Below are 13,478 nucleotides of genomic sequence, written 5' to 3' on the forward strand. Positions count from 1 at the left end.
GTGCTGACTGGTGATGGCTGGTGCTCGGGTGGGGCCACCGGCGGTGGCCCCACCCGGGGCGGTCGTCACGGGGTGACGCCGATGCCCTGACCGGTGAACTCGACCCAGTTGAGGTTGCCGAAACCGCTGGCCGGGCCACCGGGAACGGTGGTGAAGACGAGGTAGAGCCGGTGCGTGCCGCCCGGGTCGGTGATCGGCACGGTGGTGCTGGTGAAGGCGGTGTTGCCGCTGGTCGCGTTGACCGTGGCGGTGGTCAGCAGCGGGCCGGTGGGCGAGTCCAGCCGGAACTGGACGCCGAACCGGGGCTGCCCGGCGGTGGCCGCGCTGCCACCGGAGGTGCGCAGCGTCACCGACTGCATGTTCGTCAGGTTCACGGTGTTGTTGATCGCGATCCAGTCGCCCGGGTCGAGGCCGCCGCGCTGCTGGCCGCCGCCGGTGTCGGCGCTGGTGCCGACGGTGGTGCCGGACTCGTCGGCGGCGAACTCGACCTCCTGCCGCTTGGCCTGGATGATCTGCTGGTCCACCGTGGTCAGCGCCGGCTGGCCGTTCGCCCCGCCGTCGGTGTACGACGCGCTGACCACGCCGTAGATGTAGCCGCCGTGCGAGGCGTCGTCGGCGTCCGTGGGCAGCACGCCCGAGCAGCCGAACTGGTTGGTCTCGCCGTGACCGTGCTGGTCGTGGCCGAGGACGAAGGTCACCTCGACCTTGGCGCAGTCCACCGGCCCGTCCTCGGGGTCGGTGACGGTCACCGACCACGGGATGTTGTCGCCCCAGCTGAAGAAGCCGCCCTCGAGCGGGGTGGTGACGGTGACGGTCGGCGCGGTGTTGCCGACGGTGATGGTGGTGTTCGCCGACGCGGTCTTGCCGCTGGAGTCGGTCACCGTGAGGCGCGCGGTGTAGACGCCGTTGGTGGTGTAGGTGTGCGTCGGGTTGGGGTCGATGGAGTCGGTGGTGCCGTTGCCGTCGAAGTCCCAGGCGAACGAGATGGAGTCGGCCGGGTCCGGGTCCTTCGACCCCTCGCTGGAGAACGAGACCGTGAGCGGCGCGATGCCGTTGGTGGGTGTCGCGTTGAGCACGGCGGTGGGCGCTCGCAGGCCCTTGACGTAGCTGAACTTCAGCATCGCCGCGTCCGGGTTGACGTTGAAGAATCCGTCGCCGTACGTGAGCAGGTAGAAGTTGCCGTCCGCGCCCCAGCGCATGTCCATTGGGTTGTCGCAGAGGAACGGCTTGGCCGGCGTGGTGGGCGCCTGACCGCAGTTCAGCACGTTGTTGATCTTCAGGATGTCACCCTTGTCGTCGAGCCGGATCTCCTTGAGGGTGTCCCGGGTGAACTCGCCGAAGAAGATCGCGCCGTCGTAGTACGCGGGGAACTTCGTCTCCGACCTCAGCTCCGGGTCGAAGTCGTACTTCGCCGCGCCGTGCGGGCCGACGCCGCCCGTGCCGAGCTCGGGGAAGAGCACCGGACAGGTCTGCGTGGGCGTCGACAGGTACGACTCCGGGCACGGGGTCGGTGCCTGGAACGAGTACCACAGCTCGGACTTCTCCACGGCCGGCAGGGCGGTCAGACCGGTGTTGTGCCGGGACGTGTTCTTCGGCGCCGCGCAGTCGAACGGCGCGACCGGCGAGATCGGGGTGGTGGTCCAGTTCATCTCGATGTACGGCAGGTTCGGCTGCACGCACATCGGCCAGCCGTAGTTCGCCGGCTTGTCGACCACCATCATCCGGCCGGTGCCCGCCGGTCCCCGGCCGACCGCGGCGGTGGAGGAGTCGGGGGAGTAGTCGGTGATGTAGGCGACGTCGTTCTTGTCGAGGGTGATCCGGAACGGGTTCCGGAAGCCCATCGCGTAGATCTCCGGGCGGGTCTTCTCGGTGCCGGCCGGGAACATGTTGCCCGTCGGCACGGTGTAGGAACCGTCCCCCTGCACCGAGATGCGCAGGATCTTGCCGCGCAGATCGTTGGTGTTGGCCGAGCTGCGCCGGGCGTCCACGAAGGGCGCCTGGTAGACGCCGGTGGCGCTGACCGAGTCGTTGTGCGGCGAGAAGCCACCGGACCCGCCGCCGCCGGCCGGGGTGTCGTCCCCGGTGACCAGCCAGAGGTTGTTCTTGGAGTCGAACGCGATGTCACCGGCCACATGGCAGCAGGCGCCCCGGTCCACCGGTACCTGGAGGATCTTCTGCTCCGTGCTCAGGTCCAGCGACGGGGTCTCGCCGTCGACGAACTTGAACCGGGAGAGCTGGAAGTATCCCTTCCACTGGTCCCAGGCCGCCGGATCGGTGCTGGTGGTCGGCGCACTCCCGGTCGGGGTGTTCAGCGGCGGCGCGTAGTAGAGGTAGATCCATTTGTTGGTGGCGAAGTCGTGGTCGATCGCCGGGCCGTACATCCCGTCCTCGCTGTTGGTGTAGACCGGGATCTGCGCCAGCACGGTGGTCTCGTTGCTCGCCGGGTCGTGCAGGCGGACGCCGCCGCGCCGGTCGGTCTGGATCACCCGGCCGTCGGGCAGGACGTCGAAGCCGATCGGCTCGTTGACGTTGGGCTGTGCCCCGACGACCGTCATCTGGTAGTTGGCCAGCACCGTCGCGCCGCAGTCGCCGTCGGTCACCCCGGCCGCCCACTGGATCGCGCCGCCGAGGTGGGCGCGCAGGTCGGTGCTGGCGAAGCTCTCCGCGGTGGCCCCGAGTCCGGTGTAGAACGACCGGCCGCCCTGGTAGTCCTTGCACCAGGTGACCGGGTGGTCGAAGCCCATCGTGCCGCCGCTGTACGTCTTCTCGTCCACCGTGGCCAGCACGTGCGAGACGCCTCGGACGTTGGCCGCGAAGTTGTACCACCGGTCGGTGGTGCTCCAGCGCTGCGGCAGCGTCGCGGAGGCGGGGTGCACGCGGTCGGCGACGGTGACGGTCGCCCGGCTGACCGGGGCGGCGGTGGTGGCCCGGGTGCCGAGCACGTTGGTCAGGAACGACCACTCCGGCTCGGCCTCGATCGCGGAGTGGACGCCGACGAAGCCGCCGCCGTCGCGGTAGTACCGCTCGAAGGCGGCCTGCTGGGTGTTGGTCAGCACGTCGCCGGCGGTGTTCAGGAAGACCACCGCACGGAACTGCTTCAGGTGTGCCTCGTCGAACTTGCGGGCGTCGTCGGTGACCTCGACGGTGAACCGCCGGTCGCGCCCGAGCTGCTGGATGGTCTGTACGCCGGCGGCGGTGGCGGACGGGTTGCCGCCGGCCGACCGGGTGAAGACCAGCACCTTGTACTCGATGCCGTTGCTGACGGGTGCCGGTGCGGTGAGGACCGGCGCGGCCTGCGCCGGGGTTGGCTGCCGCTCCGCCGTCGCGACGAGTGTCGCGCCGACGAGGGCGAGCAGGCTCAGTTGGAGAACGGCCCTGCGGCCGAATGGTCTGCGCATCGAACCTCGCTCTGGTCGGGCGGGTCCGCCTCAGCCGGGACGAGGCTGAGGAGGTCGCTGGGAGTGACGAGAGCCTGGCCAGGTTCTACGCAGGACCATATTTGCGTACGGGAAGAAAGAAAAGAGGTTCGCGGTCAAAGTTTTAGATGAATCACTCCGACTTTCGTTCGTCACCGGCAAAAGTGGTGTGAGCTGGTCGGTGCAGACGACAGCGGGCCGGTCACCCGAAGGTGACCGGCCCGCTGTGATCGGTGTGGGTCAGAGGTTGCTGCCGTTGGTGCCCGTGCCGGACGGCTTCGTCCGGGGGGTCGCGGTGGTCGACGACCCGGAGGTCGAGCCGGTGGAGCCTCCGCTGGCCGATCCGGACTTGGCGCCCACTGTGGCCGGCGTGCCGGCGAACGGCTTGTCGGCCGCGGTCAGCTCGGACGTGTTGCCGTTGCCGCTGAGCTTCTCGCCGAGCTTGGTCTGCCCCAGCCTGTCCTTGCCCTCGCTGTAGAGCCGGTTCGCCTGAGCCTGCGCGACGCCCGCCGCCTCCTGGACGGTGGGATGGTCGAGCACCTTGCGGCCCCGGACCACCAGCTCCTCGTACTTCTCCCGGCCGGCACGGGCGCCCAGGACGAATCCCGCAGCCAGCCCGCCAAGAAACATGATCTTTCCGCGCATGGCGGCTCCTCTCGTACCTGACGCGCCGCCGTTCCCGCCCGGGTGGTCCCCGCCGGGAGCGGCCAACTCGCGCCTGTGTCCTCTGTCGGCAGCTAACTACCCATCCTGCTCCGTGCTCATACCTCCTTGCGCCCGGATGACGATTTGTCCCTTTTATGGGGCGCGTCGGCCGCCCGAACGGCCGGGGTAACCCCCTGGACCAACACCCCCGGATGTCCTGTACTCTTGTCCCGTCGCACGGCGCCGGAGAGATCCGGAACCGGGCGTTCCTACGGTCCCCCGTAGCTCAATTGGCAGAGCAGCCGGCTGTTAACCGGCAGGTTTTTGGTTCGAGTCCAAACGGGGGAGCTTCGCTCCACAGCACGCCCGTCGGCCCCGCCGACGGGCGTCTTCTGTTTTCGCGACCACCCGCACCAGTCGACCTCCAGTCTCCCCCGTGCGCGCCGTGGGAGGTTTCGCCCCGAAGAGTCAGGTCGACCGGCAGGATGGTCGATGTCGGCTTAGACTCCCGCTGCGTCGATTGGTGCGTCGATTCCAAGGGGTGGAGATGACCGGAGGACGGGGTCGTTGGACGGCCACGCTGATCGCCGTGGCGGTCGTGCTCGGCTGGCTGATCGTCGGCGGGATCGCCGGGCCGTACTCGGGGAAGCTGGGCGAGGTCGCCACCAACGACAACGCGGCCTTCCTGCCCACCGACGCGGAGGCCACCCGCGCCCAGAACCTCTCCGCCGGCTTCGTGGAGAAGGAGACCACCCCGGCGCTCGTCGTCTACGAGCGCACCTCCGGGATCACCCCCGCCGACCAGCAGCGGGTGCAGGCCGACGCCGCCCGGTTCGCCCAACTGCCCGGGGTGCTCGGCCCACTGCCGCCGCCGATCGTCAGCCAGGACCGCCAGGCCGTACAGGTGGTCGTCCCGATCGACGCCGCCGAGGGCGAACAGATCCGGCAGGTCGTCCACCAACTGCGCGACATCGCCGGCCCCGACCGGGACGGGCTCACCGTCAACGTGGCCGGACCTGCCGGCCTGCTCGGCGACCTCATCGAGGTCTTCACCGCCATCGACGGCCCGCTGCTGCTGGTCACCCTGGTCGTGGTCCTGATCATCCTGCTGATCGTCTACCGCAGCCCGGTGCTGTGGATCTTCCCGCTGCTCGCCGCCGGGATGTCGTACTCGCTGGCCTCGGTCTTCGTCTACTACCTGGCCAAGCACGACGTGATCAAGCTCAACGGGCAGGCTCAGGGCATCCTCACCGTGCTGGTCTTCGGCGCGGGCACCGACTACGCCCTGCTGCTCATCGCCCGCTACCGGGAGGAACTGCACCGGCACCACCAGCCGTGGGACGCGATGAGGACCGCCTGGCGCGGCGCCGCCCCGGCGATCATCGCCTCCGGCGCCACCGTGATCGTCAGCCTGCTCTGCCTGCTGCTGTCCAGCCTCAACTCCAACCGGGCGCTCGGGCCGGTCGCCGCCCTCGGCATCGCCGCCACCCTGCTGGTGATGCTCACCTTCCTGCCCGCACTGCTGGTGCTCGGCGGACGGTGGGCGTTCTGGCCGCGAACGCCCCGCGAGGACCGATCCGACCGGCGGGCCGAGCACGGCATCTGGAACCGGATCGCCGGTTTCGTCGCCCGCCGGGCCCGCACCGTCTGGCTGGTCACCGCCGTCGCGCTCGCCGCACTCACCCTCGGCCTCAGCCAGCTCGGCGCCACCACCCTCGGCCAGTCCGACCTGTTCACCAGCCGCACCGACTCGGTGGCCGGCCAGGAGGTGATCGCCCGGCACTACCCGGCGGGCACCGGCAGTCCGGCCACCATCTTCACCACCCAGGCGACCGCGCAGCAGGTGGCCCAGGTGGCCCAGGGCGTGCCCGGGGTGGCCTCGGTCCGCCCGCTCACCGAGCAGGGCCAGGCCGGCCCGCCCGACCCGAACGCGCAGCCCAAGGTGGTCGACGGCCGGGTGGAACTGCAGGTGACGCTCGCCGACCCGCCGGACAGCGACGGCGCCGAACGCGCCATCCGCGACCTGCGCGAGGCGGTGCACCAGGTGCCCGGCTCCGACTCCGTGGTCGGCGGCTTCACCGCCATCAACGTGGACACCGCCGCCGCCTCCACCCGGGACCGCAACGTCATCATCCCCGTGGTGCTGGTCGTCATCGCCGTCATCCTGGCGCTGCTGCTGCGCGCCCTGCTCGCCCCGGTGCTGCTCATCGCCACCGTGGTGCTGTCGTTCCTGGCCACGCTGGGGCTCTGCGCCCTGATCTTCAAGTACCTGCTGGACTTCCCCGGCGTCGACCAGTCCTTCCCGCTCTTCGCGTTCGTCTTCCTGGTCGCCCTCGGCATCGACTACAACATCTTCCTGATGAGCCGGGTCCGCGAGGAGTCGGTCAAGCGGGGCACCCGCGCCGGCGTGCTCGGCGGCCTCGCCGTCACCGGTGGCGTGATCACCTCCGCCGGCATCGTGCTCGCCGCGACCTTCTCCGCGCTCGCCGTGCTGCCGCTGGTGGTCCTGGTCGAGCTGGGCGTGGCGGTCGCCGTCGGGGTGCTGCTCGACACCATCGTCGTCCGGTCGCTGCTGGTGCCCGCCCTGGCGTACGACATCGGGCCGAAGATCTGGTGGCCGGGCCGGCTGTCGCGGACGAGCCGCGAGGGAGACCGGGCCGGCGCGGAGGTGGCCGGTGCTCGCTGAGACCGACGTGGTCGTGGTCGGCGGCGGTCTGGCCGGCCTCGCCGCCGCCCGCCGGCTGCACCGGGCCGGCGTGCCCTGGCGGTTGTTGGAGGCCGGCGACCGGCTCGGCGGCCGGGTCGCCACCGACCGGGTCGACGGCTTCCTGCTCGACCGCGGCTTCCAGGTGCTCAACACCGCCTACCCCCGGCTCGGCACCCTGCTCGACCTGGCCACGCTCGACCTGGGCTGGTTCACCTCCGGGGTGTTGGTGCGCCGCGGCGACCGCCATGACCGGCTGGTCAACCCGCTGCGCGAGCCCACCGGGACGGCGCGCACCGCCACCGCCGGGGTCGGCTCCCTGCTCGACCGGCTGCGCTTCGCCGCCCTCGCCACCGGCTGCGCCACCCTGCCGGTCAGCCGGCTGCTCGCCGCGCCGGAGACCACCAGCGAGGCGGCGCTGCGCCGGGCCGGCCTCTCCGCCGGGATCATCGAGGAGCTGCTCCGGCCGTTCCTCTCCGGCGTCCTCATCGACCGGGAGCTGGCCACCTCCAGCCGCGTGCTGGCCATGGTGCTGCGCTCCTTCGCCCGCGGCCGGATCGGCCTGCCCGCCGCCGGCATGGGCGCGCTGCCCCGCGCCATCGCCGACCCGCTGCCCGCCGAGCTGATCGAGCTGGACACTCCGGTGGCCGAGGTCGCGCCCGGCCGGGTCCGCACCCAGGCCGGCGACATCGCCTGCCGCGCCGTCGTGGTCGCGGTGGACCCGCCGGCGGCGGCCAGCCTGCTGCCCCGCCTCGGTCGGGTACGGATGCACAGCTACCACACCTACTACCACGCCACCGACAGCGCGCCGCTGGACGAGCCGATCCTGCTCGTCGACGGCGACCGGCGGGAACTCGTCGCCAACACGGTGGTGCTCAGCAACGCGGCGCCGACATACGCGCCGGCCGGACGGCACCTGGTCGCCACCTCCGTGGTCGGCCCACAGGCCCCGCCGGAGCCGGCGATCCGGCAGGAACTGGACCGGCTCTACGGCCGGTCCACGGCCGACTGGACGCACCTGAGCACCGTGTCGATCCCGGAGGCGCTGCCCGCCGCCCCGCCACCGCAGGGCCGGCTGCGCAAGCCCGTGGCGCTCGGTGACGGGCTCTTCGTCGCCGGCGACCACCGGGACAGCCCCTCCATCCAGGGCGCGCTCGCCAGCGGCTGGCGCACCGCCGGGGCCGTCCTGGCCGCGCTGCGCCCCAGCCCGGGTGGTGCGTCCGAGCTGGACGGGGGAACCGAGGCCGGCTCGTGATCACTTATGATCGCCGCCATGCCCGCACCCCTCCCGGCGATCGACTTCGACCCGGCCGCCGCCTTCCCCGAGGTCAACGACATGCGCGCGGCGCTCGCCGCGCGGGACTGGCCTCGGGTACGCCAACTGCTCGACCCCCGCGACTGGGCCGGCCGGGCGTTCCTGGCCGGCTTCGCCGACGAGCAGGCCGGGATCGGCGAGTGGCTCCGCCACGTGCTCGCCCGGCAGCCGGGCGACACCGTGGCTGCCACCATGCTCGCCGCGCACCTGATCGACGCCGGGTGGAAGATCCGCACGGACAAGCTGGCGAAGGACGTCAGCCGGGAGCAGTTCGCCCAACTCCACGAGCACCTGCGGCAGGCCGAACAGATCCTCATCGACGTGTGTGCCCGGGAACCCGGCAACGTCCTCGCCTGGGAGGAGCGGCTCACCACCGCGATGGGGCTGAGCCTCGGACAGGCCGAGGCACGCCGCCGCTACGACCGGCTCGCCCGGTATGCGCCGCACCACCGGTCGGCCCAGTCCCGGCTCCTCCAGCAGCTCTGCCCGAAGTGGGGCGGAAGCTGGGAGAAGGTCTTCGACTTCGCACGGGAGTGCATGCACGCCGCCCCGGAGGGCGCACAGAACGCCGTCCTGCTCGCCGAGGCACACCTGGAGCGGTTCGTGTGTTTCGACACCGACGGCGAGCGGGGGGCGTACCTGCAGGATCCGCAGCTGGTCCAGGACATCTGGGCGGCGGGGCAGCGCTCGGTGCTGCACCCGAACTTCCGGCACGATCCCGGCTGGGTCTCGACTCGCTCCGTCTTCCTCTTCTGGTTCGGCCTGACCGGACAGTGGCCCGCCGCCGCGGCCCAACTCACCGCCCTCGGCCACCTGGGCAGCCAGCACCCCTGGTCCTACGTGGGCGGCACCCAGGTGCTCGACAACATTCGCGCCGAGGCGTACGCGAAGGGGGCCCTGCGATGATCCGGCAACTGGACGTGGACGGGGTGCCCACCCTGCTGGCCGCCACCGCCGGGCCGATGCGGGCCGGGCTGACCTTCCGCGTCGGCACCGCCGACGAGACCCTGTCCCGCAGCGGCATCACCCACCTGCTGGAACACCTGGCGCTCGCCCCGCTCGGGCTAACCGACTACCACTTCAACGGCGCCACCGCGCCGATCTTCACCTCCTTCTACATGCAGGGCTCCGAGTCCGACATCGCCGGCTTCCTCACCGCCGTCTGCCACACCGTCCACGACCTGCCGATGGCCCGGCTGGAGGTGGAGAAGGAGATCCTGCGCACCGAGTGGAGCAGCCGCGGCACCGCGGCCATCGACTCGGTGCCACTGTGGCGGCACGGCGCCCGCGACCACGGCCTGACCAGCTACCCCGAATTCGGGCTGCACGCGATCACCGAACAGGACCTGCGAGCCTGGGCGGCCCGCTGGTTCACCCGGGAGAACGCGGTGCTCTGGATCGCCGGGGACCGGGTGCCCACCGGGCTGCGGCTGGCGCTGCCGTCCGGCGTACGGCAGCCGGTGCCGCCGGTGTCGTCGGCGCTGCCGCGCACCCCCGCGTACTTCGTCAACGGCTCCGGGGCCGTGGTGCTGGACGCCGTCGTGCGGCGGCGGACCGCCGCGAGCGTCTTCACCGGGGTGCTGGAGCGCGAGATGTACCGCTCGCTGCGCCAGGAGGACGGGCTCTCCTACACCATCAACACCGGGTACGAGCCGCGGGGCGACGGGCACGCCACGCTGCGCGCCCTCGCCGACGCGCTGCTCGAGAAGCAGGACGCGGTCCTCGGCGGCTTCGTCGACGTGCTGGCCAAGCTGCGCGTCGGCCGGATCGAACAGGCCGACCTCGACGCCACCGTGGCCAAGCGGGAGGACGCCCTCGGCGCCGCCGAGGTGGACGCCGCCCGGCTGCCCAGCCAGGCGCTGGACCTGCTCACCGGCCAGCCCACCGTCACCGTCGACGAGCTCCGCGCGGAACTCAAGACCGTCACCCTCGCCGACCTGCACCAGGTGGCCCAGGAGGTCACCGCCACCGCGCTGCTGATGGTGCCCGACGGCACCACCGCCGACTGGGCCGGCTTCACCGAGGCCCCCACCCGTTCCACCCACACCGTGACCGGCACCGCCTACCGGGAACGCGACGGCGAGGGCGAGCTGCGGGTCGGGATCGACGGGGTCAGCTACCTCGGCCCCGGCGGCCCGCTCACCGTCCGGTACGCCGAGTGCGCCGCCCTGCTCGCCTGGCCCGACGGCGCCCGCCGGCTGATCGGCCACGACGCCATCGCGATGCACATCGAGCCGACCCTGTTCGACCTGCACCCCGGCGCCATCGGCGTGATCGACCAGCAGGTGCCCGCCGACCGGCGGGTGCCCATGCCGGCTCGCCCCCCGGAGAAGATCCCCCAGCCGTACGCCGCCACCAACCGGCCGCCCGCGCAGCAGCGCCCGGCGCCGGCCAAGCGCTCGTGGTGGGAGGTTCCGCTGATGGTGATCAGCGGACTGGCCACCCTCGGCGTCGGCGGGATCACCCTGCTGCTCACCCTCGGCATGTTCATCTCCGACGAGGCCGACGGCGACGAGGGCTGGCTGTGGGGCATGGTCGGGGTGGGTTGGCTGCTCACTGTTATCCTCGCGTTGCCCATCGTGCTGTTGCGGCGACGGAGACGCTGAGACGCCGGCCGTTTTCGTGGTGGCCGGTGATCGACCGGGCGGGTTACGATCCGGCGCGGTAGCGGGGCGGTAGCTCAGCGGGTTAGAGCAGGGGACTCATAATCCCTCGGTCGCGGGTTCGAGTCCCGCCCGCCCCACCAGCCGTTTTCCCTGGTCAGCCATGCTGCCGACGACCCGGACGAACGGCGTCAAGATCGGGGCCGACGCCCTCAGTCCGCACTGAGTCCGCAGCAGCACGGCCCGCTGCCCGGTCGAGGCGGTCCGCCACCTGGTCCAGGTCGTCCTCGAACAGGTCCGCGTACACGTCCAGCGTCATGGCCGCCGAGGCATGCCCGAGCATCCGCTGCACCGCCTTCACGTTGGCGCCCTCAGCCACCGCCAGACTGGCCGCCGTGTGGCGCAGCTCGTGCGGCGTCAGGCCGGCGAGCCCGACCGACTCCGCAGCCCGGTCGAAGACACGGCGACGGAAGTTGTTGTTGCGCAGCACGTCACCGGCCGGGGACGTGAACACCAGCTCGTCACCGGGACGGCCGGCGACCTGCGCGGCGATTGGCTCGACCAGGAACCGGGGGAGCGGCACCGACCGGCGTTGGTGCGTCTTCGGCGTACCGAACACGGCCCGACCGTTGACCTCGGTCACCGACTCCGCCACCAGCAGCCGGCGCTTCACGAGGTCCACCCGGCGCACCCGAAGCGCGGCCAGTTCACCCCAGCGCAGCCCGGTGTAGGCCAGCACTCGGATGATTAGCCCGTAAGGCTCTGCCGCTGCCGCCAGCTCGCCGACCTGGGCGTGCGTCAGGAACACCTTGTCGGCGCGCCCAACGCGGGGGAGGCGCACACCGGCCGCGACGTTGCGAGTCAACCGGCCATCCCGAACGGCCAGAGCCAGCAGCAGCGAGGACACCCGGTGGGCTTGCCGAACGGTGGACGGAGCAAGACCGGCCTGCGTCATGCGGCGCACCCACTCGCCAACGTCGGCGTGCGTGACTGCCGAAAGCGGGACGCGTTCCCACACCGGAAGCACCTGTATCCGCAGGAGACTGGCGTACCGCTGGCGAGTCGACGGCTTGAGCTGCACCTGATTGGCGAACCACTGGGCGGCCCAGTCGCCTACGCCTGGGCGCGTGCCTGCGGCGCGGACGACGCCGCCCAGGACTTACTGCGGATGCTCGGCGAGGTCCAGGCCGTGCACCGCGACTGGCGCCGCCGGATGCGCCAGGGCCAGGCCGCTGTCCAGGACAGCTACAACCAGCTCGTCGCAGAATCGCGCCTGATCCGGCACTTCGAGACCGTCTACGTGCCCGGCCTGCTCCAGACCGCCGACTACGCGCGGCGCATCCTCACCGAGATGGTCGAGCTGCACAACCTCGACATCGCCGACGTGGACGCCGCCGTAGCTGCCCGCATGCAGCGCCAACACCTGCTGTACGACACCAGCAAGCGGTTCGAGTTCCTGCTAGCCGAACCCGTGCTGCGGTGGCTGTTGTGCCCGCCCGACGTCATGCGCGGCCAGCTCGACCGCCTGCAAACCGTGGCCGGCGTACCGAACATCCGATTCGGCATCCTGCCCCTCGGCGTCCAGCTCGCCACCACCCCGCAGAACTCCTTCCAGATGTACGACGACGTCGCCATCGTGGAAACCTTCGTCGGCGAAACCACGCACCGCGACGACGAGGCCGCGGCGTACGCCAAGGCCATCGAACGACTCTGGGACGAAGCCGTCACCGGTGACGACGCCCGGAGACTCATCGTCCGCGCAGCTCAAGAACTCCACAACTAGCGCGCCCGTCCTGGTAGACCCGGCGGCGGCTCGATCGGGCGAAAGGCTGCCCCGCTACCAGGCGGCCATCCTGGTTGAGCTACCCGAGCCACGATGGGCCTGCGGAGAAAATCGGAGTACGGGCCGCCCGTCGCGTTCGTTCGAGAAATACGTACAGTCATGAGCCCCAGCGCTGTACCTGTGGCGCGTCTCACACAGTGGTTCTCCGGCGTGTCCCGTCCGGTACGGGTCTTTGTACCTCACACACGTCGCTGACCTGTGCTGATGCCAGGGGATGCCAGCCGGTGCCGTCTCGAACGCACGTGCTGCACGGTGCCCAACTGTGCTCAGTGCACCTGTATGCAGTCCGTGTAGGTCAGTTGAGGTCAGTCGTAGCGCTGTGCGACACCTGCGGCAGGTAGAGGACTGGCGGGGTGTGCCGTTAGTGTGCTCGTCAGCAGAACGCAAGTGCGGTGCCTCTCCAGTGGAGAGACACCGCACTCGATGAATTGAACCTCCCACCCCGGGGGCCTAATCCCCGGACGGAAGCCGGATGTGCAGGGGCCTAATCCTGTTGCATCCGTGCACAACTTAGCGCTGTGCCGTGGCCGTCTCAACTACGAGACGGCCGAGGATGGCCAACGGCGACTGACTGCGGTCGCCGTCGACTACACAGCGTAGCGTGCGACCGTCCACCGAACCGGGGTGGGCTGACCGAAAGGTTGCCCACCGATGGCATCGAACCACCCGTCCAACCCGCAGCCCAGCTCGCGCGGCCGTCAGATTCCGCTGAGCACTGCCGCGTACCTGCTGATCGCAACGGTCGTCGGCGTCACGGCTCACCAGCACCCCGACGGGGTGGCGCCGCTGAGCCTGGCCCTCGCTACGTTCCTCACGCTGGAGCGCCTGCACCGGTCGATTCGCTGACGCAGTCCGGCCCCCGCATTCGCCTTCCGTGCGGGGGCCAATCCCGACCAGTGCTAAGCGAGTGGAGCCGCCCGTCCGAGCGCGTTGCCGAATTACGCTCTATCAG

The 13,478-nt window shown here is 70.9% G+C and carries 9 protein-coding genes and 2 tRNA genes; 8 read left to right on the forward strand and 3 right to left on the reverse strand.

Annotated elements, in window-relative coordinates; genetic code table 11:
* Positions 1-65 precede the first annotated feature (65 nt).
* Entirely contained in the window at positions 66-3,398 is a 3,333-nt protein-coding gene (locus tag I8N68_RS28175) for a ThuA domain-containing protein (protein ID WP_200215525.1), read from the reverse strand.
* Between the two features lie 258 nt (positions 3,399-3,656).
* Positions 3,657-4,061 (reverse strand): hypothetical protein, encoded by a 405-nt coding sequence (locus I8N68_RS28180; protein ID WP_200215526.1) that lies wholly within the window; start codon positions 4,059-4,061, stop codon positions 3,657-3,659.
* Between the two features lie 275 nt (positions 4,062-4,336).
* On the opposite strand from I8N68_RS28180, the gene I8N68_RS28185 reads away from it, so the two are divergent.
* The 6 genes from I8N68_RS28185 (at position 4,337) to I8N68_RS28210 (ending at position 10,826) form a co-directional block, all read left to right on the forward strand.
* Positions 4,337-4,409 (forward strand) — tRNA-Asn (locus I8N68_RS28185).
* A gap of 199 nt (positions 4,410-4,608) precedes the next feature.
* Positions 4,609-6,747: an MMPL family transporter gene (locus tag I8N68_RS28190; protein WP_200215527.1), complete on the forward strand. Its 2,139-nt coding sequence runs from the start codon at positions 4,609-4,611 to the stop codon at positions 6,745-6,747.
* Positions 6,737-8,020: an NAD(P)/FAD-dependent oxidoreductase gene (locus I8N68_RS28195; protein ID WP_200215528.1), complete on the forward strand. Its 1,284-nt coding sequence runs from the start codon at positions 6,737-6,739 to the stop codon at positions 8,018-8,020. The genes I8N68_RS28190 and I8N68_RS28195 overlap by 11 nt, the downstream gene beginning before the upstream one ends.
* An 18-nt stretch (positions 8,021-8,038) precedes the next feature.
* Positions 8,039-8,986 carry a hypothetical protein gene (locus I8N68_RS28200; protein ID WP_200215529.1) on the forward strand — a complete coding sequence of 316 codons (948 nt, stop codon included), beginning with the start codon at positions 8,039-8,041 and terminating at the stop codon, positions 8,984-8,986.
* Positions 8,983-10,686, forward strand: a complete 1,704-nt coding sequence (locus tag I8N68_RS28205; RefSeq protein WP_200215530.1) for a M16 family metallopeptidase — start codon at positions 8,983-8,985, stop codon at positions 10,684-10,686. Before I8N68_RS28200 ends, I8N68_RS28205 begins: the two co-directional genes overlap by 4 nt.
* Before the next feature lie 63 nt (positions 10,687-10,749).
* A tRNA-Ile gene (locus I8N68_RS28210) sits at positions 10,750-10,826 on the forward strand.
* Positions 10,827-10,840: 14 nt separating this feature from the next.
* Here the strand turns inward: I8N68_RS28210 and I8N68_RS28215 are convergent.
* Positions 10,841-11,839 carry a tyrosine-type recombinase/integrase gene (locus I8N68_RS28215; protein ID WP_372433876.1) on the reverse strand — a complete coding sequence of 333 codons (999 nt, stop codon included), beginning with the start codon at positions 11,837-11,839 and terminating at the stop codon, positions 10,841-10,843.
* A gap of 12 nt (positions 11,840-11,851) precedes the next feature.
* Here I8N68_RS28215 and I8N68_RS28220 point away from each other — a divergent pair, with 12 nt between their 5' ends.
* A complete protein-coding gene (locus I8N68_RS28220) occupies positions 11,852-12,466 on the forward strand; it encodes a DUF5753 domain-containing protein (RefSeq protein WP_200215532.1) in 615 nt (204 codons plus the stop codon).
* Positions 12,467-13,177: 711 nt separating this feature from the next.
* On the forward strand, positions 13,178-13,372 hold the full coding sequence (locus I8N68_RS28225; protein ID WP_200215533.1) for a hypothetical protein: 195 nt from the start codon (positions 13,178-13,180) through the stop codon (positions 13,370-13,372).
* Positions 13,373-13,478 lie beyond the last annotated feature (106 nt).

This window comes from Micromonospora coerulea (assembly GCF_016598485.1).
GTDB classification, from domain to species: Bacteria; Actinomycetota; Actinomycetes; order Mycobacteriales; family Micromonosporaceae; genus Micromonospora; species Micromonospora coerulea.